Origin of the sequence: Flavobacterium sp. MMLR14_040 (genome assembly GCF_033657265.1) — a bacterium.
In the GTDB taxonomy this organism is placed as follows: Bacteria; Bacteroidota; Bacteroidia; order Flavobacteriales; family Flavobacteriaceae; genus Flavobacterium.
On the sequence record NZ_JAWVWO010000008.1, the window covers coordinates 77,608 to 103,227 of the forward strand.

18 protein-coding genes are annotated in these 25,620 nt (G+C 34.6%); 7 read left to right on the forward strand and 11 right to left on the reverse strand.

What is annotated here, in order from left to right; translation table 11 throughout:
• Window positions 1–35 precede the first annotated feature (35 nt).
• From SD960_RS12480 to SD960_RS12520, 9 genes are all read right to left on the reverse strand, one after another.
• Window positions 36–437 carry a hypothetical protein gene (locus tag SD960_RS12480; RefSeq protein ID WP_318803524.1) on the reverse strand — a complete coding sequence of 134 codons (402 nt, stop codon included), beginning with the start codon at window positions 435–437 and terminating at the stop codon, window positions 36–38.
• A gap of 154 nt (window positions 438–591) precedes the next feature.
• Complete coding sequence (locus tag SD960_RS12485) at window positions 592–1,146, reverse strand: YceI family protein (protein WP_318803526.1); 555 nt, start codon at window positions 1,144–1,146, stop codon at window positions 592–594.
• Window positions 1,147–1,151: 5 nt separating this feature from the next.
• Window positions 1,152–1,535, reverse strand: coding sequence for a cytochrome c (locus SD960_RS12490; RefSeq protein ID WP_318803527.1), 384 nt, complete (start codon window positions 1,533–1,535; stop codon window positions 1,152–1,154).
• 21 nt (window positions 1,536–1,556) lie between these two features.
• Window positions 1,557–2,399, reverse strand: a complete 843-nt coding sequence (locus SD960_RS12495; RefSeq protein ID WP_318803528.1) for a DUF5777 family beta-barrel protein — start codon at window positions 2,397–2,399, stop codon at window positions 1,557–1,559.
• A gap of 9 nt (window positions 2,400–2,408) precedes the next feature.
• Window positions 2,409–2,813: an OB-fold protein gene (locus tag SD960_RS12500; protein WP_318803530.1), complete on the reverse strand. Its 405-nt coding sequence runs from the start codon at window positions 2,811–2,813 to the stop codon at window positions 2,409–2,411.
• A gap of 131 nt (window positions 2,814–2,944) precedes the next feature.
• Window positions 2,945–3,826 (reverse strand): hypothetical protein, encoded by an 882-nt coding sequence (locus SD960_RS12505; protein ID WP_318803531.1) that lies wholly within the window; start codon window positions 3,824–3,826, stop codon window positions 2,945–2,947.
• Between the two features lie 298 nt (window positions 3,827–4,124).
• Window positions 4,125–6,632: a TonB-dependent receptor gene (locus SD960_RS12510; protein ID WP_318803533.1), complete on the reverse strand. Its 2,508-nt coding sequence runs from the start codon at window positions 6,630–6,632 to the stop codon at window positions 4,125–4,127.
• A gap of 27 nt (window positions 6,633–6,659) precedes the next feature.
• Entirely contained in the window at window positions 6,660–7,559 is a 900-nt protein-coding gene (locus SD960_RS12515; RefSeq protein ID WP_318803535.1) for a FecR family protein, read from the reverse strand.
• 49 nt (window positions 7,560–7,608) lie between these two features.
• Entirely contained in the window at window positions 7,609–8,124 is a 516-nt protein-coding gene (locus SD960_RS12520; RefSeq protein WP_318803537.1) for an RNA polymerase sigma factor, read from the reverse strand.
• A 200-nt stretch (window positions 8,125–8,324) separates the two neighbouring features.
• On the opposite strand from SD960_RS12520, the gene SD960_RS12525 reads away from it, so the two are divergent.
• The 3 genes from SD960_RS12525 to SD960_RS12535 all read left to right on the forward strand — a co-directional run bounded on the left by SD960_RS12525 (window position 8,325) and on the right by SD960_RS12535 (window position 13,229).
• Window positions 8,325–9,344 carry a hypothetical protein gene (locus SD960_RS12525; RefSeq protein ID WP_318803538.1) on the forward strand — a complete coding sequence of 340 codons (1,020 nt, stop codon included), beginning with the start codon at window positions 8,325–8,327 and terminating at the stop codon, window positions 9,342–9,344.
• A gap of 143 nt (window positions 9,345–9,487) precedes the next feature.
• The gene (locus SD960_RS12530; RefSeq protein WP_318803540.1) at window positions 9,488–10,309 is read left to right on the forward strand and encodes a phospholipase A; all 822 of its coding nucleotides are present in this window, start codon (window positions 9,488–9,490) and stop codon (window positions 10,307–10,309) included.
• 646 nt (window positions 10,310–10,955) lie between these two features.
• Window positions 10,956–13,229, forward strand: a complete 2,274-nt coding sequence (locus SD960_RS12535; protein WP_318803542.1) for a polyprenyl synthetase family protein — start codon at window positions 10,956–10,958, stop codon at window positions 13,227–13,229.
• Window positions 13,230–13,443: 214 nt separating this feature from the next.
• Here SD960_RS12535 and SD960_RS12540 read toward each other — a convergent pair whose 3' ends face one another.
• Entirely contained in the window at window positions 13,444–15,816 is a 2,373-nt protein-coding gene (locus SD960_RS12540) for an outer membrane beta-barrel family protein (protein ID WP_318803544.1), read from the reverse strand.
• Window positions 15,817–15,875: 59 nt separating this feature from the next.
• Here SD960_RS12540 and SD960_RS12545 point away from each other — a divergent pair, with 59 nt between their 5' ends.
• Together SD960_RS12545 and SD960_RS12550 are read left to right on the forward strand one after the other, a co-directional pair.
• On the forward strand, window positions 15,876–17,594 hold the full coding sequence (locus SD960_RS12545) for a histidine kinase (RefSeq protein ID WP_318803546.1): 1,719 nt from the start codon (window positions 15,876–15,878) through the stop codon (window positions 17,592–17,594).
• A complete protein-coding gene (locus SD960_RS12550) occupies window positions 17,591–18,286 on the forward strand; it encodes a LytTR family DNA-binding domain-containing protein (protein ID WP_318803547.1) in 696 nt (231 codons plus the stop codon). Before SD960_RS12545 ends, SD960_RS12550 begins: the two co-directional genes overlap by 4 nt.
• Before the next feature lie 5 nt (window positions 18,287–18,291).
• Here the strand turns inward: SD960_RS12550 and SD960_RS12555 are convergent, their stop codons facing one another.
• Window positions 18,292–20,043, reverse strand: coding sequence for a CocE/NonD family hydrolase (locus SD960_RS12555; protein WP_318803548.1), 1,752 nt, complete (start codon window positions 20,041–20,043; stop codon window positions 18,292–18,294).
• A gap of 154 nt (window positions 20,044–20,197) precedes the next feature.
• Here SD960_RS12555 and SD960_RS12560 point away from each other — a divergent pair, with 154 nt between their 5' ends.
• Together SD960_RS12560 and SD960_RS12565 are read left to right on the forward strand one after the other, a co-directional pair.
• Complete coding sequence (locus SD960_RS12560; protein ID WP_318803549.1) at window positions 20,198–20,860, forward strand: M15 family metallopeptidase; 663 nt, start codon at window positions 20,198–20,200, stop codon at window positions 20,858–20,860.
• A 551-nt stretch (window positions 20,861–21,411) separates the two neighbouring features.
• Window positions 21,412–25,590, forward strand: coding sequence for a T9SS sorting signal type C domain-containing protein (locus tag SD960_RS12565; protein ID WP_318803550.1), 4,179 nt, complete (start codon window positions 21,412–21,414; stop codon window positions 25,588–25,590).
• Window positions 25,591–25,620: the final 30 nt, after the last annotated feature.

The window sequence follows — 25,620 nt, forward strand, 5'->3', positions numbered from 1 at the left end:
CGAATGCTTATTTTGAATTGGAAGTATGTGATTTTTTACGATCTAATATTTGAGTTAAAATGCTTTAGTATTTGCTTAGGTGCTGCTATAACTTCTCTTCGAATAGGATCGAACCATTCCATTTCTTTGGTAACCTCTGCGCAGCATTCTTTTTTTGAATTGAAGAAAGAACTTTTAATGTTGATTTTGTCCTCTATGGAACAATGTTGCATCTCAACAAAAAAAGGTTCGGTAAACATTAGATTTTTGTAACAAACTAAAACATGACTTCCTTCTTGTAGACCCAAATGCAAAGCATTGAGTTTCTCTTTTGAAAATCCATTATTAAACAAAAAATGATGTAATAATCTAAGAGTGTATGAAATGTAAGCATTGCTTTCCATTACCATAACATCATCTACATCTTCTCCGGCGACAACATAATTTTTGCAGATCATTTAAGTTTAGTTAAGGTTATTAAAAAAGAGGCCAGCCTGATATGCAACTGACCTCAAATAGTAGTCATGTTTAATGATCTTCCAAATCAAAAAATTTTATTCGCTAAAATGCAATGGGTAATTTAGCAGCTAAATATTAAATTCGCTTAAAGTCTTATTTCACCAATAAAAAATTATAATTGATTTTTATTTTATCAGCAATTTTTTTTCTGACCATGCCTGGGATTTCTATATCAAAATCTTCTGGTTTTACTTCAAATGAACCAACAGCATTGACTCCGTTGGCTGCTTTAGAAACTTTCACGATTACATTTATTGGTTTTGTTTTTCCGTGAATGGTAAGATCTCCTTTTAAAGTAAAATTTTTAGCTGTGTTTGTGATTTTAGCACTATCAAAATCTTCTATTTTACCTTTTAAAGTTGCTTTTGAAAATTTTTCAGATTCCATGTAGTTTTCATTAAAATGTTCTTCCATAAGGGATACCTTAAAACGAAAACCTTTTATTAGAACCAAAGCAGCAAAATCTCCGGTTGATTGCTCTAAAACAGCAGATACACTTTTATTTTCGGCAGCAACCTCTTCATAAGAAGGCATTGAAGCCTGAAACTTGATGCTTCCTGTTTTTGTGATTAGTTTTTGCGCAAATCCATTTGTACCCGCAGCAATAAGGAGCAGTAGTACAAAGAAATTTAGATGTATTTTTTTCATAATTATTAATTTTCTTTTAGTCCATCAGTATTCCATTTTACAATTGCATCAATATTTGCCTGAGACATTCTTCCTGCTTGAGGCATAATACCCTGCTGTCCGGTTTGCAATTGAATACGGTTCAAAAGACCGGCATTTTCAACAGCATTTTTTACTTCAGCGTAAGTAGTTAAAGGTCTGAAACCTGCAGATCTTCCTGTCTGATGGCAGCCTATACAATTGGCATCAATAATTGATTTTACGTTTTTTGAATAAGTCGCCGCAACAACAGGATCTGGATCAGGAGTTCCTGTTACAGGTGGTGTTTCGATATCCTGATAGGTATCAGAATCACTACAGCTTGTAAATGCGGCAGCTACTAAAATTGTCATTATTATTAATTTCTTCATAGTTTGTTTTTTTTATAGTTTTTAAAATACTCTGTAAAGGTTAAATCCGAAAAAGAAGTCTCCTTTGCCCCAGTTGCCTGTAGCATTGGTAAGGTATCCGCTCTCGCTCATCGATTGTGAATTGGTAAATATCAATTGAAAAACGTGTCCTCCGGTTTCTACATCAAGACCTACAGAGAGAGGATTTTCATAAAAGCCCGGCGTATCAAAATTGTGCATGTATTCTAGATTGACCGATAATCTTTTGGTGATTTTATAGCGCCCGCCGCCGCCAAATGAAAATTGATTATCATTTTCGATAGCAGGATTATAAAGGTTTTTATGCAAAAAAGACGGTACAAGCTCAAGAGAAAGCCTCTCGCTAATTTTTCTTGATACCAATAATTGCTGTACATAAGTCATGCGGTGCTTAAATTCTAAGCCTGGATATTGCTCTTTTTCTAAAAAAGTATTAATATCGGCCACACTATATCCTACAACATCAACAGGAAAATTGGCGCTTTGTCTTGCCAGTCTGTATTTCAATCCGGTCTCATACATTTTATTCAATGTATGTCTGGAAAGACTTACCGATAACCAGTCTGTAACACCATAAATACCTCCCAGTTTTGTAGTCGCATTATCGAGACCAAAAAAACTGTCAAAACCGTCTTTAACAGTACCAAAACGATGCGAGACTACAAAATAGAACTCTTTTTTTGCAGGCATTTTTGTTGTCTGCAGGGTTACCAGCTGTAATGCTTTAAAAGTTGCTGTAGAATAACTTTCTTCTACCTGAGTCGAATCCAGATCCTTAAGCAAATCGTCTTGCGAATATGCCATAGTAGCCAAAAAAAGGCAGATTGAGATTAAAAATTTCTTCATAAAATTGAATTAATTGATTTGTTTATTAATGCTGCATTGGTCTAGTTTTATTTCCTGAAAAAGCTCATCATAACCAATGCATTTGCCTTTTACTGTTACCTTATTATTGATAAGTTTTTCTTTTACTTTTTGTGTAAACAGACAAAAAATAGTGTTTTCAAGTATGACAACAGAGTCTGTTTCTTTTGTTACCAGACCCACTATTTCAATTGTTTTATTGAGATAAAGGGAATCTGCTTTTTGTGGATTTGAGTTATAATCTTCACTCATTTTTGCTGCTGTCAGAGTGTATTCAGGCATTTCTGATTCTATATTGCGCGCTTCCTTAAAAAGAAATCCGTAATAAAAATAAATGCCCCCAGAAATCAGCAACAGCAAGACCACAATGACTAATGTTATTCTTTTTCTTTTCATAGATGGAGTTTAAATGCATTTTGTCCAGGTATTTTGAAGTAGAATACCAGAATTTTCATTTCAATTTATTTCAAATTAGCCCAATTTGTATTGGACTAATTTGAAATGGTATGATTTACAAAAACGATAGTTTATATAGCAAGTGGCAAATCTTTTACCGGTACAGGCCAAACTCCAGGGCTTGGGAAACTGATTCCTTTATTGGCACCTCTTACGCTTGCATCTTGTCCAAAATAATACAAAGGCCAGCCATTGTAAGTCAATTGAGATTTACCAAATACTGTGATAACACCAAATTTAGTTTTGTCAAGTGTCGAAGGCACAACAATTTTATCAGTTTCATATATTGGCCAAACAGCATTGTTTGAAAAATCAGCCTTGGTAAAATTGTTTTTATTGAAATTATCGTTTTTGAAAACATACAGCGTCAATCCTTTAGCATCTGTAAAATAAGTAGTCTGTCCATCTCCAACAGTATAATCTGATTTGTAGTTTTTACCATCATGGCCTACAAGCTGGCTTCTTACGATCATAATCGAATAATCCGGTTTTGCAATAAACCAAACACCGCCAACTCCGTCGCCCGTTGTTGCACCGGCAGCTTCTGCTGTGTTGGTTCCGTTTACACTTGGTGCATAGTAATATAAAGGCCATCCTTTATAGGTTACTTGTTTTTTACCAGAGGCAGTAGTTACAGTACCAAAATCAGAGAATGTTAATCCTGTACCTATTTTTTCTGCAGTTAAATTATCTACTATAAAAGGTGGCCATACAGCTTCACAACCTCCTGTACAAGAAACTTGACCGTTGGCATCTGTTGAAAAAAAGTATAAAGATTTTCCATCCTTATCAGAAAGGTATGAGCCTAATGTTGTACTTGTAGAAAGTTTAACTTCTGTCTTTACTTCCGGCGTAGTAGGAGTCTCATCGTTGTTATTATCACTACTACAGCTTAGGAAAAATGTTGTTGCTGCAAAAGCAACTAAAGCGAATTTAATTTGTTTTAATTTCATTGTTTCTTGTATTTGATTAATTATAGAAAAAGGGGGAAAAGCTACTTTACAAAAACAGTAAAGCATTTTGTTGTTTGATTGTAGTTCATGAACATTTCGTTCAATAACCAGATTGGTTATTGTTACGAACTGTCATTAAAATTCAGTATTACGTTTTGTAGGGGAGCCATTTTTCTTCTTCTGATAGATTCAGAAGTAAAACAGCTTTAATGCAGATTACCCTACCAAAGAATTGTAATTTTATTAAAAAATAAAAAAAAGAGACAGAAAGAGGTTACAAATCTTGAAGGAAAAAAGGTTAGAGTGAAACTCTAAAACTCACATTTGGAGTTCTTTGCAATGAGAATGTTTCAACTTCTTCAATAGAATTTGTTAAGGAACTTATTCTATAATATTCGCTGATTTCATTTTTTCTGTTGAGGATATTTAAGATTGAAATTCCTAATTTGTACTGAATTCCGTTTGCGGTTTCCCACTTGTAAGTAGAGGAAATATTAACCTGCGAAAAAATATGCAGGTTGGTATTGTTAGGTTTGTTGTAAACCAATTGAGGATTTGAAAGGTCAATTTGAGAAAAATCAGGAGAAGTTTTTGGCCTGCCGGAAGACCATTTTGTACCCAAAGCAATTTTAAAATTGTTTTTCTCATAAATTCCCGCCCATGAAATCGTGTGCATTAACTGAAAATTGTTAGGGAAAGTTGGGTACTCATAATTAGCAAAATGGTAATTATTATGATTATACGTATAGCTTAGCCAAGTCAGAAAGTGACTCATTTTTTTCTGAATTAGCATCTCTGCTCCCCAAATTTCATAATCTCCAGTCGTTCTAACAAACTCTAACTGGTTTTGAAAACCCTGGCTGGAAGTCGTAATTCCGTTTACTTTTTTATAAAAATTTTCTATATCCAGCAACCAGTCATTCTTTTTATAGAATAAATTTAAAGAGATTTGTTTGCTTCTTTGAATAGGAATTGTGGTGTTATTCGATACAATCCAACGTCTTTTTTCGATACCAAAATAATCTTTTTGCAAATCAATGATTTGTTGCGAATTTTGACTTTTTAATTCTCCAAGCAATTCTAAATTTAGATTTTTATTGATGCTATAACCAAATTGCATTCTCGGTTCTACAATAAATTTTTTAAATTTTTCTATATAATTAATTCGGGTTCCAGCCTTAAAATATATTCTGGAAATTGTATCATTGAATTTTCCTTCCAGAATCAGGGCGTGAGTTCTCAGAACGTCTTTTACATTACGATAGAAATCAGGATTGGTTACCTTTTCTAAATTAGAAATACCAACTTCATTAAACTGATAGCCCTCATTAAAACTAAATCTGGAGGTAATAATATGATTGTTCTCTAAATTAATTCCGTTATTGTTAACCGTATTTTCCTGAATAACGACTTGGTTTCCAATAGTAGTTCTTTGATTGGCCAAAAGTTCATAAGCAGAGTTATAAACATTCATTTTAGTAGTATTGAAACGGTTCCAGTTTCTTTTCCAGGATAAATTTCCGCCGTAATTTTGTTGTCGTAAAATGTTGTTTTCAGATCTGTTGATATCATACACCATCGCACTTTGAAAAACCTCCAGATTGTCCTTAATGGTAATTAAGTCCAATATAATCTGATCTTTACTTCCAATTTTCTGAGCATATTTGAGCGTGGCATCATAGAAGCCAAATTTTTTGTCACTTTGATAATCTATATTTTGGTTTTGTGAAAAATCGGTAATCGTTGTGTTTTGAAATACTTTATTGAAATATTCCTTATAAGTTGGTGTTTCTACAAAATCGGTAATGGATTTACGTGCTGAAATTTCGATAGAACTCTTTTTCGAAAGATTGTACTTTGCATAAACATCGGCATTAATCATATTTATTCCTGCGCTAAAAGCATTTTTTTCTGCTATTTCTGGAGTAGAAGAAATCGCTACGACACTCGAAACACTTTCTCCAAAAAAGGCAGAACTTCCATTTTTATAAATAGAAATCGTATGAGCCAAATTGGGATTGAAAACCGATATTAAACCAAAAAAATGTCCCGTTTGGTACATTCGTATTCCGTTCCACAAAAATAAATTCTGATCGTGTGTACCGCCGCGAACATTGATGCTCGATACACTTTCGTCGATGCTGTTTACACCGGGAATTTGCTGCATGGTCTGCAAGGCGTCCGGTTCGATAAGTCCTGGCAAAATTCCAAATTTCTTGGGTTTAATTTCAAACGATCCATCCGTGTTTTTTGAAATTCCCGAAGCCAGAATTGCACTCGTTTTAATTTCTGCAAGTTCTGTAATTTCAGGATCTAATAGTATTTGAATACAATTTTTAGAATCGGAATTAGTTAACACAAATCTTTTGGGTATAAAGCCAATGTGACTAATCAGGACAGCATTTTTATCTTCTCCGTTAAATTCAAAATAACCGTTTGAATCAGTTGTAATTTGGTTTTTATTAGCTAAACTAATATTAGCGTTTTCAATAGGCTTTTTATCGTATTTAGAAAAAATATAGCCGCAGATTATTTGAGATTCAATCTCTTTTTTATAAATATTAATGAATTTGTTTCCTATATTTTCAAAAGATAAATGGGTGTTTTTGGCTAAATAGTGCAATTTTTGATCTAAGGAAAGTGATCTCTTTGGCGGAACTAATTGCAGGTTGTCAATATTGTCTTCCGTATAATTAAAACTAACCTCATGCTGTTTTTCAATATCAATTATGATTTTTTTAAAAGGCATAACTTTCCCTTTGTCCTGAGCAAAAAGATTCAGGACAAGGAAAAAAAGAAAAAACAAAAAATGAAATTGTTTGGGGAAGAACATTTATTTTTCGTCAAAAATTATTTTATTTTTTGAGACTTTTTTAGCCTCCAAATGATACGTTGTACTAATAATCTGCAAAGCGATATCAAGGTTTTTAGCGGGTAATTTTCCTGTAAATAAGGAAACTGTATCTTTTGTGTTTAATTCGATCTTAATATTATATTGCCTTTCAACTTCGTCTAATACCGTTCTGATGTTTTCTTTATAAAAACATATTTGATTTTCTGTCCATTCCGGTTTTAAGGAACGTACTGTCAATTTGGTTTGTTTTCCGTTTTCGAAACTAACGCTTTGACCGTGCGTTAATAAAATTTGAAAGTTTGCGTAATTTACTTTTACACGACCTTCGTAACACACTACATCAAACCTGTTTTTTCTGGCTTTTACGTTAAACTGAGTTCCCAAAACCGATACTTTTCCCAAATTGGTCTGTACTTCAAAACGTCGGCCTTTGGCAACCCTGAAATAAGCTTCTCCTTTTAATTCAAGACGTCTGTTATTGTCCCAGTTCCATTTTTTATAATTTATTTCAGAACCTGAGTTTAATACAACTTCAGAATTATCAGGTAATGAAAAAGTTGTTTTTTCTCCAAAACTTGCCGTTTCCGTTTGTGGTACAAAAAATTTCAGCAAAAATGTTATTCCAAGTGCCAGAACAAAAATAGCTGCAGCTCTAAACATCCAGTTTTTGTATAAAGAAATCTCTTTTGGAGTTTCTTTTTTCTGATTAAGAATGTTCGACAGCATAGCATTCTCATCAAAATCACTTATCTCCAAATGTTCTGTATAGTTTTTTATTTTTTGGTATTTTTCAAAATCGGGACTTGCTTTAAATTCAGCTAATTCATCTTCCGACAAATCATTGTTGAGCCATTTTGCTAATAAGCGATTCTTTTTCATTGTACTACTATTATATATTAAAACAATTGTAACTTAATTTACCCTACTTTTATAGATCAATTTCTTTACGAAGACTCAACAATGCCAGATGAATACGTTTTTCGACAGCTTTTACGCTAATGTTTAATTCAATGGCAATTTCGCTGTATTTTTTTCCATCAATTCGATGCATTAAAAAGGCAACACGCTGTTTTTCGTTTAAGTTTTCGATAGCTTTCAAAAGTTTAGACTGAAACTGTTTTTCTTCTAAAATATATTCCGGGTTTTCATTTGTTTTGTCTAAGCCTGTGAAGTTTTTTTCATATTTCAACACCACTTTCTGGTGCGCAATTTCGTTAAGACTGCTATTGTTTGCAATCGTATAGATGTACGATTTTGCTTTTTCCAAAGGTACCGAAGCGCAGTTTTGCCAAAGTTTCACAAATGCTTCCTGTGTTATATCTTCTGCCTGATCTACATTGCCAAATTTGTAAAAAAGAAAATTTCGAAGTGCTTTTACGTGACTTTTAAAAAAAGACGAAAAGATTATTTCATCACAAGTATTTGATTCGGTTTTATTTGGCATTTGGATTTTTCAATTTGTAGTAGCAAAAGTATTTGTTTTTACTTTAAGTAGGGTAAAAGTAAAGCTGATTGTTTTATAGAGTAAGAAATATAATTTTCTTATGATAATTAACGATTTAAAAAAGTGAAACAGAAACCATTAATGCCGGATTTATTAAAAAACAGTTTCTTAAATTTTATTACCTTTGTAAAAATATAAGTATGTTCTCTTTCAAAAAATATTTATCAATAGCAGTCCTTTTAGTCTTATTGTCTTGTCAAAACGACAGAGATGAGCAGGGAAATAATGGGCAGGGAACAATTACAAGTGTTTCTCCTCTTACTACTTATTTGCAAAGAGTGGCAATGGTACCAACGGTTCAGGATAATGTAATCGACGGATCTACTTACTGTACTATAAAACTTCCTTATACTGTTACTGTTAATAATGAGCAAATTGCGGTTAATACAACTGCTGATTATCAAAAAGTAATAGATAATATCAACGCAAGTACTTACGATGATGATATTGTAAAAATAGATTTTCCGGTAACCATGGTTTACTACAATTACGTACAAAAACTAATTGAGAATGAAAATGATTTTAATGCTTTAATTGATTATTGGAATCTTTACCCTGATCTTTTATCTAAAATTAATGGGTTAAATATTAATTATCCTATCACGATTAATAGCTATAACAGCGCCAGTCAATACGCCAGTTCTCAGTCAATTATAAGTGATGAGGCCTTTTTTAATTTTATAAAAAACCTGAATGACGGTCAGTATATTTCATTAAATTATCCAATTTCTGTAGTAGATTATCATAATCAGGTAAAGGGGATTACTAATAATTTAGAGTTCGAAAATGCTATAAAATATGCGATTGATTACTGCCCGGAAAATAACGTTGTAACAATTGATTTTACAACCGCACTAACAAACGGTTACTGGAAAATACCTTATTATTTTGATGATTCAGAAAAAACTCTTGCTTATAACGGTTATTGGTTTATGTTTAAAAATGACAAATCGGTAATTGCTACAAAAGGAGCAGTTTCAGAAACAGGAACATGGGAAAGTACGGTGGTGAATAATGTTACGGAATTAAAAATAAATTTCAGTTCAGAATTACTAGGTAAATTAAGTTGTAATTGGAAATTGTTTGAATTTAATAATTCCCAAATAAGGTTACGTGATGTAACTGACAGCACCAATTATCTTTATTTTGAAAAATTATAAGTTCTTTATACCTAAAAGAATTTTAAACAAAATATACTTTTGCATTTTTTGAGTTAACTCTCGTTTTTATTGAGTTAATAGAGCTTATTAAAATCATGGATATTTATAGAAATTAATAAATTACCTCAATTTAATCCGTATAAATGCATTTCAAATACCTATTGATCTTTTTCATTTTGTTTTCACTAAATGCAAATTCACAAATTGTAGAAGATAAAAAAAATTTTCGCGCAGCAGATTCCTTATTAAAGGAAAATAGTTTTTCTGTTCATAGAGATAATTATTTTTTAACGGGTGTGCCAATAAATGCTCCAATAACTAAAAATTCTGCCGATGTAAAATATCAGGTTAGTTTTAAGTTACGATTGTACTCAAAACCTGTATTCGCAGGTTTTTATCCCTATTTATTATATACTCAAAAAGCGTTTTGGGATATTTATGCCAACTCAAAACCATTTGCTGAAATTAATTTTAATCCCGGTGTGGCTATTGTTCGACCGTTTTATTTAAAGGGAGGAAGACTAACTTACGGAACAATTTCATTAGAACACGAATCAAATGGAAGGGATTCTATTTATTCCAGAACATGGAATATGCTGGCCTTTTCATTAAAATCACAAATTTCCCCACGATGGACAGTTGGGTTGCGAGGATGGATTCCGCTTGTCGATAAGGAAGATAATCCCGGACTTACCAAATATGTAGGCTATGGCGAAGCAAGTGCAACTTACCAGATAAAGCCGGGACGATGGAGCGCAGATGTTCTTTTTAGAAAAGGAAGCGGCCTTATCAATTACGGATCGCTACAGACACAGGTAAACTGGAGACCCTACAAAAATGAAAATTATTATCTCACATTACAGTGGTTTGTGGGCTACACAGAAAGTTTGATTGATTATCAGGAACACAAAAGCATGATTCGTTTGGGATTTACAATCAAACCTGAAAATATGGGCATTTTCTAAATTACTTTATATTTCACTGTACTTTTTATTTTAACCAACGAAGTACAAAGATATTCCTTGTTTGCAATAAAAGCATTTCAGGTATTATCCAGTTTTTTCATCTTACAACAACAAAAATACAAAATATCTTTTTTTACTGATTTGCAATTGCTTTAATGTATAAGTGGTTATAAGTCAGTTAAATATGTTATATACTATTTGGTTGATAAATTAATTTTAGTATCTTTATTCTTATAAAATTTACTTTTATATAATCCTGATTTTCCAGGAATTTGTATACTACAGAAACAGATAACGCATAAATAAAGAGCGCTGGCGGTTTGGGTCCAGTCAGAGAATATATCCAAAGAAGGCATATTCTGCCTTTAAACTACAAGCCATATTTTATAGAATTAGACTCATTTACAGTATTAGAAATTTATGAGAGAAGATAGAAATGTTAAGTATTTTACATTAACAAAATGATTGATTATACCTCTCCAATTATATTATTTTCTGAATTCATTATTCCTGTTTTCAGTTTTAGACTGTATTGAGATGCACAGCATTTAATTTCTAATACTATTTTCGCTATCGAGAAGAGACTTTGGAGAGCGGAGGTAAATATATTATTTAATAATAACTAATAACTAATATGTCTAAGACTATGAAACAAGAAACCGACGCTCAACAAAAAGATTTAAAAATTATTTTACCTGATTATGATTCCACATGGCCCGCTGATGGCCCGATCGATTTAGATATTCATGACCTTCCACACGATGCATCCGGAATCGAATGGTGGTATCAAAATTGTCATTTGACTTCTAAAGATGGTAAACGGCTTTCTTTATTCGCTTCCTTTTTCAGGGCGGCAAAAAGAGACGAGTATACAGGAAATTTAAGCCATACACATTCTGTAATCTGGTCCTTATCAGACATCGACGGGAAAAAGTATTATACGGACTCTCTTGTAGATAGAAGTTTACCAAGTGAAGCATTAAAAATGATTAAGAAATACGACGAAAAAAATGTGGGAACCAAATGGATTCGCCGTGCATTAAAAGAGGTGTATGAGAAAGGAAATGTGCCGCTGCCTGACAGATTTCTTAAAAAAACTGTTACTGTAGGGACGAAGAATCTTTCACTTGAATATGATGAGAATTCTTTTAAGAAAGAGGAACAGGGCAACTATCATTTAAATCTGGAAAACCCATCGAAAGGAATCACTTGCAGGCTTGATTTTGTTCCATTAACAAATCCGGTAAGACATGGAAACAATGGAGTGGGGAGCAGTATAGGAAGAGAAGATCTGTTTTATTATTTTATTCCAAAATGTGACGTAAGCGGGGAGATCCTGATCGATAATACAGTTTACAATGTAGAGGGCAGTGGTTGGTATGATCATGAATTCGGCAGGTCTGTAGATGAAAACCCAAACTTTGACCTTGAGCATGATCTGGCCTGGAACTGGATAGCACTCCAGCTGGATAATGGCTGCCAGATATCCGGATATAATCTTTTTGATAATAAAATTAATGGTGCACATGCTGGAGGTATAGTAATTATGATAGCTCCGGATGGTGAAATAAACAGAACAGAAGATTTTTCATTTACTCCTGAAGATTACTGGACAAGCGTTCAAACTTTTATTTCGTATCCGGTTTCCTGGAGATTGGAAATCCCAGAATTTAATATTTCTCTTTCTGTTAAAGCTGAATTTCCGGAACAAGAGTTTATTACGATTCTCTCTCCGCCGGCAATTTGGGAAGGATGTGTAAATGCTACAGGAAGTTTTATGGCAGCAGAAGTTTCCGGCCCTGGATATATTGAAATAAACGGATTTAATACTACTATAAATATTGAAAATTTCTTAAAAAATGTTGGTAAGGCAACGCAAAAGGCGATAGAATCATTACTGCCTTTTGACCCTACTGACGATGAGTTTTACAGATTGGTAAACAGTTCGCTGGGAACTTCTTTTTTTAACACTGCTGATAAAGAACAATATGTTTCGACTGTTATCAAACCAATCAGGGAAGTTGTTGATCGTAATAAAAAATCCTGGCGGTCTTATGTGTTTTTAGCTTGTATAGACGTTGTTGGCGGAAACTCCCAGCCGTTTGTCGACTGGCTCGCCATGCTAGAGATCATACATACAGGATCATTAATTGTAGATGACGTGCAGGACAAGTCTGATACACGCAGAGGAGGCACCGCTTTGCATTTGATGTACGGAGAAGCACTTGCAATTAATGCGGGCAATGCCTGTTATTTTATTGGAGAATTGATGATGCATAGTCCGAAGCTTCCAGAACATATCCGGCTGCAGGTATATGAATTTTATTTTGGAATGATGCGTGCTGGGCATGCAGGCCAGGCAATGGATATTAGCGGGCTTCATTATCTCATGCCAGATGCAGTAAATAGTGGCGATAACACATTATTGGAAAAGAGGATTTATACGATACACCGGTTAAAAACAGCAGCCTCTTCATGTACATTGGCCAAAATGGGAGCACTGTTAGGAGGAGGCAAACCGGAAGAAATAAATGCGCTTGGTGTTTTTTTTGAAGCCATTGGTGTCGCCTATCAAATAATGGATGATGTATTGAATTTGCAGGGGTACGACAATAACAGAGATAAAGGAGAAGATATTACAGCGGGAAAAATAACCATGCCTGTTGCCAAAGCAATGGGTTTATTGCCTTTGGATAAACGTGAATATGTTTGGGAAATAATTCAAACAATGCCTACAGACAGAGTGATTATAGAATCTGTAATTGTTACATTACAAAATTGTGGTGCCATTGCCGCCTGTAGGCAGGAAGCAGAAGAGCTTGTAGAGGAGGCCTGGAAAAAAGTAGATGAAGTAGTAGAAGATTCATTTTTTAAAATAAGAATCCGGGCCTTTGGCTGGTTTGCATTGAAAAAAGGATAATGTGATATAAGGTTGCATTTTATGAAAAACCACTCAGATCGAGTGGTTTTGTGTTTTATGTTTTTTACAACCATTCGGATTTCATTTGATTAACCAGCAGCTTAAATTTAATAGATAAACACGAATTTCACTAATTTACACTAATTCAGTTTGTGAAATTAATTTCACAAACTAAGCCAACTATAGAATTAGTGTAAATTAGTGAAATTCGTGTTTAATTACGATTAGCGCTATTAGCTTGTCTGATTACTTTTGGATCGGTCAGGTTAAAACGATAAACAAAACTCAGTCGGTATCGGGCCGCGTTAGGTATGCTCACTTCTTTAAATAAATAATCGGTTCCAGTTGTGGTGTTTTTGTTTTGGCGTAAATTAAAAGCGTTGCTTACATCAAATACAATTGTTGCTTTGTCTTTTAATAAAGTTTTGCTCAAACCAAAATCAATTGATTGTAGTGTTGCATTTGTGGTTTGCGCATTTTGCTGTTCTCCACGAAAGTTATAGCGTCCCTGAAAACTAAATTTGGCCGGCAATTTAATCTGCGTACTTAAACGTCCCGTAAAAGTTTCGCCCTTATAATCAAGGTTTTTTTCCTGATAATCTCCCTTTTGTACAAAACTGTAAAAGTTCATTTCCAGATTTATCTGTAACCATTTTAATGGATTGTATAATGTAGAAAGTTCAAAACCAGTGCGCGTTTCGTAATCAATATTAATTGGTGTTGTATAAAATATATCATTCTCACGGTAAGTAAAATCCTGAATATAATTTTTTTCTCTCTGATAATAAACAGAAGGATTCAGGGTTAGTTTTTTCCAGGTTTTAAGAAAACCCAGTTCAAATGCATCGGTATAAGACGGATTAAGATCCGGGTTTCCAATATATTGCGCATTTAAATCAGTCAGTTCATTAAACGGATATAAAGCGTACAAAGCCGGACGGTTAATGCGTTTGCTGTAATTAAGCTGCAAAGTCGAAGCTTCAAACTTATAACTCATATTCACGGTAGGGAATAGTTTTGCGTAATTTTTCTTGTCGTCGTAGGTGTTTTTAATATCTGTAATCGAAATTTGGGTTAGTTCTGTACGTAAACCCAGCATGTAATTGAATTGGCCTGCTTTGTCACTAAATTGAGCATAAGCGCTGGAAATGTTCTCGGTATATTTCAGATTATTATGAATGTTTTGATAAATTTCCCAATCATTTTCTTGTTGCTGTTCGGCCAAAAAATCACTGGAGACTTTGCGAATCTCACTTTTTATGCCAAATTCAAAAACCGAAACACTATCAATAGGTTGTATAAAATCACTCTGGATAAGTAAATCTTTACTATTTCCAATTGATTTTGTTCTAATGCCAGGATAATTCACAAGACTTGGAAATAAACGCTGTGTTGAAAGATTCCAGTTTTTATCGCTGTTCCACCAATCGTATTGCACATTAATAGTCCATTTTTTTGCTTCTTGTTTAAATGTTTGTGTATAGTTAAATTCCAATTGATTATAATCTCTTTTTTCCAGTGATTTACCTTCTCTTATTAAAGTGCTGTCCAAGCTTGTATCGTTGCTGTAATCATATTTTAAATGAGTTTTATCATTGTCATGTGTGGCATTCTTTAAAAAAGCTGCGGTAATAGTGTGGTGATCGTCAAAAAAGTAATCAGCGCCCAAATACATCAGTTTTCCATCGTCGTGGCGGTCTTCATTTTGCACACGGTTCGTTAAACTTGGTATACCATTATTAATAGTAGACTGATTTGTTGTGTACAAACCAACATAATCAGAGGAACGAATGCTGAAGTTTGAAAAAATATTGATTTTATCTGATTTGTAGTTGATACTTGGATTAAGCCGACTATCATTTGGGGAGCCGGCTACCAGTCGTACCTGACCATTAAAACCACTTTTTTTGTTTTTTTTCAATATAATATTAATAATACCTGCAGAACCGGAAGCGTCATATCTTGAAGAAGGATTTGTAATTACTTCTATACGATCAATTTGATCGGCAGCAATTTGATCAAGTGCGTTGGTTTGGGTAAGACCGGATTGTCGTCCATTAATAAGTACCAATACACTGCTGTTGCCACGAAGGCTAACTCCGCCAGTTGGACTAACCGCTACAGAAGGTACTCCATTTAAAACATCATTGGCCGAGCCATTTTGCGAAAGCACATCTTTGCCAACTTCAAAAACCTTTTTATCCAGTTTTAAACTAATGTTTGGTTTTTGTCCTTTAATTTCGACGGCATTCAATTGAACTGCATCACCAGATAAACCAATAGTTCCTAAATCCATTTTTGGTTTACCCGAAATAATCTCCAATGACTGGGTATAATTTTGATATCCCATGAAACTAAACGAAATGGTCATTTTTCCTGTTGGTAATTTTTCTAAACTAAAAATGCCATGTTCATCTGTAACTCCAATTAGTACTGTTTTTTGGGTGCTGTCTTTTATCGCTATTGTTACATACGGCAATACTTCTTTGGTGCTATTGTCCTGAACTTTGCCGGAAACAGTCGTTTGCTGCGCATTCGCTAAAAAATGAAATAACAAAATTAAAATACTGGTTATTAAGGTTTTCATGTTGATTGATTATTATAGTACAAGATTAGTTGATAAAATAAAATAAGACCTTTTAAAACATGCAAACGGCTCCAAGAGCTTTTGAAATGCATTTCTCAATTCGATATTTATTTTATCTTTATCTTATGTATCGATGGACCTTTTTTACCGCTTTTGTTCTGCTTTTGTTTACCTCGTGTAAACAGTATACTGATTATGTGAAATCGGATGCATCTTATTCCTACTATGTTAATGAAGATCGTGTACAAGATTATCTGGGTAAATCGGCAGAAGATGTTTTTAAAGTTCAAATACCGGTAAAGCTGATTAAACGTGATAATAATGCCGGACCATTAGGTTTACAGATCAATGGTTTTGGTGCTTTTGATGTTTATTGGGATGGTATTTTTGTGGGAAGCAACGGTAAAATGGTCAAATCTGGTCAGCCCGAAGTAGCTGGCACTGAAACGACGTATTACGAAATCCCAGAAAAAAGAGGCAATATTGGAAAGCACATGATCACTATTATTGGAACACAAACCCAATTGCGAGAAGCAAAACGGGGAATTGATATAAGACTCGAAAGCTTTTTAAGACTTCATCGCGCACCGCTTATTGTAATGTCTTTTATGAATCTCATGGCGGGAGCTTTTCTTATTGCTGCTATTTATTATTTTTTTCTATACATAAACAGCACTCGTAAAGAAACAACTGTTTTGGTTTTTGGTATAATTTGTCTGCTTTTCTTTTGTTTGCTAATTATAGAATATGTCAAATTTTATATAGACATTCCGTATACCCAATTTTATACGCGTTTACAAATCGTAGGCTTGCTTACCTTTGCTATTTCAATTCTGGTTCCGTGGTATTTTATGTTGCAGTTTGACTTCAAAAAAAAGCGATTATTCTTGTTTCTTTTGTTTACCAGTCTTATTGTGATCTATATTACTAATTACGGACATTATGATAGAACGGCCATTTATTTTAGTTATGCCATGTGTCTTGTTTCTATTATTATAGCCGCAAATGCCACATTCCGAAAAATCAAAGGCGGATCGATTGTTGTCGCGGGCTTACTGGCAAGTGTCGTTGTAAATCGTTATATTTTCTATGATTTTGGATTGTTTATTGCTTTTACCATCATCGTACTTTCTATGCTTTATTTGCATACCATTCGGGCAAAAGCTATTGAAGAAGCTCATAACGCATCCTTATTACTTTCGTCAAGATTGCAGTTAGAACTGATCAAGAAAAATATTCAGCCGCATTTCCTTCGTAATACTTTAACCTCACTGATCGATTGGGTTGAAGAATCACCACAGCAAGGCGTTGTATTTATTCGCGCACTGGCAGATGAATTTGACATTATGAATTCCATTTCCGAAGATACCCTTATTCCGATAAGACAAGAGATAGAATTGTGCAAAAAACATTTGCAGGTAATGTCTTTTCGAAAAGAAATTTGCTACGACTGGGAGGAAAGTACTATAGATGAAAATGAAAATATTCCGCCCGCAATTCTACACACCATTGTAGAAAACGGAATTACCCATAGCCTGCCGCCAAAAGAAGGATGCATTCGTTTTTGTCTAAGTTTTGCACAAAACGAACATTATAAAGAATATACTTTATTAACGCTTGCAAAAAACAGAAAGACAAGGAAAGATCGAGGGCACGGAACAGGTTTTAAGTATATAAAAGCCAGATTAAATGAAAGTTATGGCGATAATTGGTCTTTTGATTCTGTTGCTGTAGAAGAAGGCTGGCAAACCACTATTAAAATTTTTGATAAAAGATGAAGATTTTAATCATAGAAGACGAAGCGCGAATTGCTAAGCGAATAGAGAGAATGACCCGAAATTTCTTTGATAAAGAGGTACAGATTTTACTTGCCGATTCACTTGAAAACGGACTAATCACTATCGATCAGCATGAGATAGATTTGCTGTTGCTGGATTTGAATTTAAATGGCGAAGATGGATTTGAGATTCTGCAGGCTTTTGTGGCAAGGTCTTTTCATACCATAATTATTTCTGCTTATACAGATAAGGCAATTACGGCATTTGCTTACGGAGTATTGGATTTTGTTCCGAAACCATTTGACGAAAACAGACTCACACAGGCTTTTATGCGCTTTACAACACCAGGAAAACAATTAAATGAGGATATTAGTTTTTTGGCCGTAAAAAAAGGAAAAGCAGTTAGATTAATAAGAATCAAAGATATAAGATATATAAAAGGCGCGGGAATTTATACCGAATTGCATTTATCTGATAATCATATTGAACTTCATGATAAATCTTTAGAATCACTGGAAAAATTACTTCCCTCAACTTTTGAGCGAATACATAAATCGTTTATTGTCTGTTGGCATGAAGCCGATAAACTCATTGTAGAACCCGGAGGAAAATACAGTATGTTACTTAAAAACGCCGAACTTTTGCCTGTAGGCCGATCTAAATACAAGGAAATCCGCCATAAAATGATTTGAGTTTGTTATCTCAAAACAGGAATTTTTACAAAACTATCGGTATACCATTTTATTTGCAAAGGCACTTTTGCATCTTTAATAGTTTCATCGCTTACTTCTTTACCGGTTCCGTAATTTAATTGAGAAAACGAATTTTTATTTACATCAACAACAATAAGCAATCTGCTTCCTTTGCTTAATTGCTTGCTTATTAAATGCGTATTCGAAAAAGAAATTGTTTCAATGGTGTCAGGGTTGAGTAATTGTCTTATTTCAATATTTTTGGCATAACTGGCGCGGCCGATGTAATAAGACAAATGAAAATATTCGCCATTTGGTAATACTTCATAAACAGTTACTCCCAAATCAATATCTCTTTTGTTGATACTTATTTTTAATTCTCCTAAAAAAGAACCGTTTACAATTACAGGTTCTTTTAATGGATCACTTATAAAACGAAATCCACTCGTTGTATCCATTTCTTTTTTAATTATCGGATCCGGATAATAATCATTATTGTTGCTTTTTTGTCTGTCAGCAAAATCTATTTGTTGTAATAGAAAATCTTTTTTACCGGATTTTTTAGAGCTTGCTGTATAAAAATTTCCAGACTTGGTATTTGTTAAATAAAAAGTAAGAAAGCCGTTGTGCATTTTATCTATAGAAGGAGCACTTCGCCATGAGTTTGCGCCCATAACTTCATAATTGATTTTATCTTTTAAAACTTCAGGTTTAGTTCCGTTCTTCAGAATAAAATCAAACCATTGATACGTGATTTTTTTGATATCGATTAATGCCGACGAATCCACTTTATAATCATTTATAACCGCTTCACCGCCAATTTGAGTTCCAAAATGCCCGTATGGACCAATAATTAAATAAGACGGAGTGTTGGGATTGTATTTTTGAAGTTCTCGTAAATAATATAAACTTGAATTTTGAGAATCATTATAATAGCCATCAAAAGCTAAAACGGGAATATTTATTTGTGCAAAATCTAATTTATACGGAGCAATTTTTTGCCAGTAATTGTCGAATGCAGGATGACTTATCCATTTTTGAAACAATCGGTTTGGCTCTCCATCAATGCTGTCCAGTTTTTTGTAGGCTGCACCGGATTCCCACCATTTCGATTGCATTGTTCTAAAACGCTGTCTGTTATTTCCCGAAACCGTATCTAAATATTTGTTGTTGCTCACGTAAAAAGCCCATTCGTAATTTGGATTAATAAAAATATTATTTTCCATTGGTAAACCCATTCCGGGTCTGTTAGCGACATAAGGAACAATTGTTTTTAAGGCCGGATGAACTGTTTTACAAGCCGCCCATTGTGTAAAGCCATTGTAACTGCCGCCAAACATTCCGACACTTCCGTTGCACCATTTTTGTTTACTAATCCAGTCGATGGCGTCATAAACATCGCTGCTTTCATTCTCGTACGGATTTATTTCATTTGGGCTAAACCGTTTTCCTCTGCTGTATACGATAACACCAACATAACCATGATCTGCAGCTTCTTTTAAGGTTTTTAAATCCCTGCCTTTGTCTCTGACATAAATAGTAGATTGAAGAATTACCGGTTTCGGAGTATTATCTTCTTTTTTGCGAACAATTATGGCTGATAAAATGGCCCCATCACGGGTTTTTACCGAGATGCTGTCCTGAATATCATAATCGCTTGTTTGGCTGGCTAATTTTGTAGCTTTTGTTTGCTGGGCCGATAAATTGATAACCGCTAAAAATAAACTTATAAATAATAGGATTGTTTTGTTGCACATAATTTGAAAGATAAATGAATTTTAATTAAGAGACAACAATTATTGAAAAGTGTTACAATTAAAGCTCAAGCTTAATTAATTTTGATTTTAGAGTCAGTTTTTTTGTTCTAAGCTGTTTTGACTATATTTACTTCGCACAATAAAAATCTTCGCAATGAAAATAAATCTTCTAAATACTCAATTCTCATTCATTTTTGGATTTTTTTTCTCTGCAATTGCTATAAATGCTCAAAATGAAACTTATTCAAGTCCGGTACAACAGAATGTTGCAGATACGACTTTTGTGAATTTAAAAGATTACAGCAAAGATTTTATCTACGACATGAAATATGCAACCGAAGATAATTTTCTGAAAGCCAAAGTATATGATTGCGCCGAATGTGTTTTACGCTTAAAAACTGTGCAGGCGCTAGTTGCTGCCAATAAAGATTTTATGAAAAAAGGCTATAAAATAAAACTGTACGATTGTTACAGACCTTTATTTATACAAAAAAGGATGTGGGAAATTGTATCAAATCCGGAGTATGTTGCAGATCCCAAAAAAGGTTCTATCCATAATAGAGGAGGAGCGGTTGATATTTCTATAGTTGACGCTAATGGAAAAGAAGTTGATATGGGAACTCCTTTTGATTTCTTCGGAATTAAAGCGAGCCATAATTATACCAAGCTTTCGGGTAAAATAAAATCAAATCGTGCTTATCTTAAAAAAGTAATGATTGCCAATGGCTTTAACTCGTTCGATTCAGAATGGTGGCATTATAATTTAAAAACCGGTCTAAAAGACAAGGTCTCCAATCAAAAATGGGATTGCGAATAACTATTCAAATATCCAATTTCCCTAAATTACTTTTGTTATGTATTTAAGAAGTTATTTCTCTTAGATGTAATTGTTATTATGATATACAACTCGCATAATCGTAGCAGCAATTTTTAGTTTCTTTAAAATTGTTTTCCATACAATTCCTGTATTTCTCTTTTTTGTATTCTTTGTCATGGTACACATCTCTTTACAAAACTTGAAAATGTAATAACTTGATCTTTATTTATATAAGATAAAACCTATATATTAGAGATGTAGAAAAAGTTAATTCTAATAAATTATTATTGAAAATGTTAAAAAAGAAAGAATAATCTTAGTTTATCTGTCGAAGTGCATAATAATATACCGAATTATGTTTTATCGATAAGTTTTTTTTGGTTAATTTCATCATTCTGTTTTTGTAACTAGTTATCTATTAGTTAGTTATATTTATTATACCCCATTGTAAGAATGCCGTTGACTAATTCCTTGTAGTCAGATACGCTTCTGTTTTTGTACAAGCCTCATTATTAACAAAGTTTTTTTTTAACCATTAAAAAATTATTATTATGAGACTAAAATTATGTTTATTGCTCGTTTTTATTATTACTTTTTCCTGGGCGCAGACCACGAAAACATTTGTCACCAACGGAACATTTTCTGTCCCGAATGGTGTAACTTCTATTAATGTAAGTGCATGGGGCGGAGGCGGATCCGGCGGAGGTGCGAGCGGTGCCGGATTGCTTTTAGGAAGAGGCGCTGCCGGTGGAGGCGGAGGTGCCTTTGCAAGCTCAACACTTACAGTTACTCCCGGAGCTACTTTAAATGTAGTGGTGGCAGGTCAAACTTTGGGAGCTTCCGGAGCCAATGGGTCAGCAGGAGGCAATTCTACTATTACAGGTTATGAATCTTTATTTTTGGCCTCTGGTGGTTCAGGTGGAGCAGCAAACAATGCGGGCGGAACACCTGTTGGAGGAATTGGAGGAACAGTTGCCAATTCTAAAGGAACAGTTCGTTTTGCTGGTTTATCGGGCGGCAATGGTAGTTCAGCACTACTATCATTATTGCTTTCTTCAGGACCTGGTGGTGCGGGGGCTAACGCAGGAGGCACTGGAGGTGCCGCGTTATCGAGTATAATTTTGGGTACTGCGCCCGGAAATCCTGGTTCATCTCCAGGTGGCGGTGGCGGTGGGGCAATAAATTCAGCATTAGGTGCGCCTCAAATTGGAGGAACTGGTGCGGCAGGTCAGTTAACTATTACTTATACGTGCCCAACTTATAACGTTACCAGTACAACAGCCACTAATGTTTGTGCTGCTAGTGGTACAACATCAACAGTAACCTTAACTTCTGGTGCAGCTTCACTACCGGTTGGTAATTATGTAGTGACGTATAACAGAAGCAATCCCAGTGCTACAGCATTAACAGCAAATTTAACAGTGAGTACAGCAGGAACCGGTGTCTTTACAGCAGTAGGATTAAATACTGTAGGTTCTAGTACAATAACAGTAACCAAAATAACTTCTCAGACTTGTTCTACCAATATTAGTTCTAATAATACAGCCATAGTAACTATTTCGCCTGCAACAGTTGCAGGAACAGTAACTGGCGGAACAACAATTAACGAAGGAGACACAAGTGGTTTACTAACTTTATCTGGTCATACAGGATCTGTTGTAAAGTGGCAGTCGGCTGTGAGTCCGTTTACAACATGGGTAGATATTGCCAATACAAATACAACTTACACTTCAGGGGTATTAACTGCAACTACACAATTTAGAGCAGTTGTTCAAAGTGGGGCTTGTGCGGAAGCAAATTCTGCTTCGACCACCGTAACAGTAGTACCGTTACCTGTTTTAGAGTCAGTAAATGCATTTAGTCTCTGTTCAAGTGCTAATGAAAAATCTACCACATTATTTTATAGTGTAGTAAGTGGATCTCCAGTTACCTATAGCATAGTATGGAATTCTTCTCCTGCAAATAGTTTTGCAGCTGTTACAGATGCAGCGTTACCACCTAGTCCAATTAATATTACTGTTCCCGCCGGAACCGCTCCGGGAACTTATACCGGAACATTGACAGTAAAAAATTCAAACGGTGGTGTAAGTACTGGTTCAGTTTTTACTGTAACCGTAAATCAAACTCCAACAATTACAACAGATGGAGAATTTTCTATAATTTGTGCAAACGGTTCTTCGCAAATATCAACTTTATTTTATACAGCTTCTTCTGGAAATCCTACGAGTTATGCCATTGATTGGGATAACACAGCAAATGCAGCTTTCTTAGCTGATATTCCTGATACTTCATTTCCTTTTTTTGATCCAGATGGAGGAAAAATCCAAATCACAATACCAGGAAATGTTTTGCCGGGAACCTATAATGGATCATTTACAATAGATAACGGACTTTGCAGTGCTGAATATCCGGTAACCATAACAATATTTCAGGAGACTGTTGGTGGTACAGTTTACGGAGGAACAACAATTAATTCAGGGGAAACAAGTGGTTTATTGACTTTACACGATCACACGGGATTCGTTGTTAAGTGGCAGTCTTCTGTAAGTCCGTTTACAACATGGGTTGATATCCCAAATATAGGTCCCGCTTATATTTCAGATGCATTAACAGAAACTACACAATTTAGAGCGGTTGTACAAAATGGCAGCTGTGCGGTTGTAAATTCAGAGCCAACAACTGTAACTGTAGAGGACTTGCCAACAATAGCGTTAGATTCGAGCGCATTTGGCCTCTGTTTAGATCCTGAAATTAATAATAGCCCTATACAATACACAATAATAGGATATTCAGGAACTACGGGATCGCCTTTAACTTACAGTATAGTTTGGGATTCCTCTCCGGCAAATAGTTTTGCTCCGGTTGTCGATGCAGATTTATTCGCTAATGTTAATATTAATATTGGATTACCAAACACAACAGCAACCGGAATTTATTCAGGAACGCTGACTGTAAAAAATGCTAGCGGTGCTGTTAGTAGTCCAGGTTCAGTTTTCACTGTAAGTGTTAGCAGAAAAGCTGCTATTGTTACAACAGGTGTAATTGATCCGGTAACTACAAGTACTACCGTACAAAATGCTACATTAGCCTATTCTTCAAGTATAGAAAATCCCACAAAATATTTCATTGAATGGGATTCGACAGCTAATGCTGCACTATTAACAAATCAGCCCCTTACTTTATTTACTTCATCACCAGGCGGTGGTGTTATAAATAATATAGAGATACCTGCAAATGTACCAGCGGGAACTTACTTTGGTGAATTATATATTGATAGTGGAGATTGTATTGACGCTCATTCAATATCAATCGTTATTAACCCTGTATTACCAACAATAACAGTAGCAGAATCAGCACCATCGGTTTGTAGAAGTGCTAATGAGCAATTCACAACTTTAGATTACACTGAAACAACTGGATCTCCAGTCTCTTATAGTATTGCTTGGGATTATTTCCCTGGAAATACCTTTGTAGATGTTATTGATGCAATATTACCACCCAGTCCAATCACGATTACTGTACCTGCGGGAGCTGCTGCCGGAACTTATAACGGAACATTGACTGTGAAAGATACGAACGGTGTTGCAAGTACAGGTTCAACTTTTACTGTTATTGTAAATACACCTCCTGTATTTATAACAAATGGAGAAATCACTCCGGTTTTTACAAGTACCAGCTCGCAAACAACATCATTAGCATATACTGCAGTGACAGGAAATCCTACAGACTATTCTATTAATTGGAAAATTCTTTCAAGTAACAGTCCAATGCAAAATCAGGGTATAACTCCATTCATTTCTGCTCCAGGCGGAGGTGTAATAAATACAATCGAAGTAGCTCCAAATGTACCGCCAGGAACTTATATCGGACTAATTACGATTTATAGCGGCGCTTGTATAGTATCTAGGGCTGTATCAATAGTAGTTAATGATGTTGAACAACCAACAATAACGCTTGCAGAATCAGCAAATACTGTTTGTTCGAGTGGTGATGAGCAAGGAACACCGCTAAGCTACAGTGCAACAACGGGATCTCCTGTCTCTTATAGTATTGTTTGGGATTCTTCTCCAGCAAATAGTTTTGCAGCTGTTACAGATGCAGCATTACCTGTCAATCCAATCAAGATTCTTATTCCTGCAGGAGCTGCTGCCGGTACCTATAACGGAACATTGACTGTGAAAAATGCGAATGGAGGTATAAGTACGGGCTCACTTTTTGCTGTTACAATTAATGCAGTGCCGGCAGCTACAGTTACGTATGTTAAACCGCAAACATCTGAATTTATGGGAACTGTTCTTCTAGAAAACTTACCTGCAGGTAATTGGTCAGTGGCAATTAATCCCGGCACAACAGTTTACGGATCAGATGATTTTTTAGTTACTAATAATCTGTCATCCGGGACTTATACTTTTACTGTAACTTCAGATCTAGGTTGTTCACAGGTAATAACAGTTGGAGTTCCTTATCAATTTTTTGCACCAGAAGGCACTATATCGGCAGACAATACAATTTCAATAGCTTCTAAAAACAAAGTGATTAACGTTGAAACGTTGAATGAAAATATCGATGAGGTTCTTGTTTATGATATGTCTGGCAGTTTACTCTACAAAAAAGAGAAAATTGGCAATTCAAAATTGGTTATAGATAATTTGAGTAACCGTCATCAGATTTTGATAGTGAAAGTTGTTTTAGATAATAATCGAACTGAGACAAAAAAAGTAAGTTATTAAATTAAATTCAGGCTAAAATTGAAAAACCAT

Excerpts from the sequence above, each read along its gene's own strand:
- SD960_RS12480 (WP_318803524.1), bottom strand. The coding sequence starts at position 437 with ATGATCTGCAAAAATTATGTTGTCGCCGGAGAAGATGTAGATGATGTT.
- SD960_RS12485 (WP_318803526.1), bottom strand. The coding sequence starts at position 1,146 with ATGAAAAAAATACATCTAAATTTCTTTGTACTACTGCTCCTTATTGCT.
- SD960_RS12490 (WP_318803527.1), bottom strand. The coding sequence starts at position 1,535 with ATGAAGAAATTAATAATAATGACAATTTTAGTAGCTGCCGCATTTACA.
- SD960_RS12495 (WP_318803528.1), bottom strand. The coding sequence starts at position 2,399 with ATGAAGAAATTTTTAATCTCAATCTGCCTTTTTTTGGCTACTATGGCA.
- SD960_RS12500 (WP_318803530.1), bottom strand. The coding sequence starts at position 2,813 with ATGAAAAGAAAAAGAATAACATTAGTCATTGTGGTCTTGCTGTTGCTG.
- SD960_RS12505 (WP_318803531.1), bottom strand. The coding sequence starts at position 3,826 with ATGAAATTAAAACAAATTAAATTCGCTTTAGTTGCTTTTGCAGCAACA.
- SD960_RS12515 (WP_318803535.1), bottom strand. The coding sequence starts at position 7,559 with ATGAAAAAGAATCGCTTATTAGCAAAATGGCTCAACAATGATTTGTCG.
- SD960_RS12520 (WP_318803537.1), bottom strand. The coding sequence starts at position 8,124 with ATGCCAAATAAAACCGAATCAAATACTTGTGATGAAATAATCTTTTCG.
- SD960_RS12525 (WP_318803538.1), top strand. The coding sequence starts at position 8,325 with ATGTTCTCTTTCAAAAAATATTTATCAATAGCAGTCCTTTTAGTCTTA.
- SD960_RS12530 (WP_318803540.1), top strand. The coding sequence starts at position 9,488 with ATGCATTTCAAATACCTATTGATCTTTTTCATTTTGTTTTCACTAAAT.
- SD960_RS12535 (WP_318803542.1), top strand. The coding sequence starts at position 10,956 with ATGAAACAAGAAACCGACGCTCAACAAAAAGATTTAAAAATTATTTTA.
- SD960_RS12540 (WP_318803544.1), bottom strand. The coding sequence starts at position 15,816 with ATGAAAACCTTAATAACCAGTATTTTAATTTTGTTATTTCATTTTTTA.
- SD960_RS12545 (WP_318803546.1), top strand. The coding sequence starts at position 15,876 with ATGCAAACGGCTCCAAGAGCTTTTGAAATGCATTTCTCAATTCGATAT.
- SD960_RS12550 (WP_318803547.1), top strand. The coding sequence starts at position 17,591 with ATGAAGATTTTAATCATAGAAGACGAAGCGCGAATTGCTAAGCGAATA.
- SD960_RS12555 (WP_318803548.1), bottom strand. The coding sequence starts at position 20,043 with ATGTGCAACAAAACAATCCTATTATTTATAAGTTTATTTTTAGCGGTT.
- SD960_RS12560 (WP_318803549.1), top strand. The coding sequence starts at position 20,198 with ATGAAAATAAATCTTCTAAATACTCAATTCTCATTCATTTTTGGATTT.
- SD960_RS12565 (WP_318803550.1), top strand. The coding sequence starts at position 21,412 with ATGAGACTAAAATTATGTTTATTGCTCGTTTTTATTATTACTTTTTCC.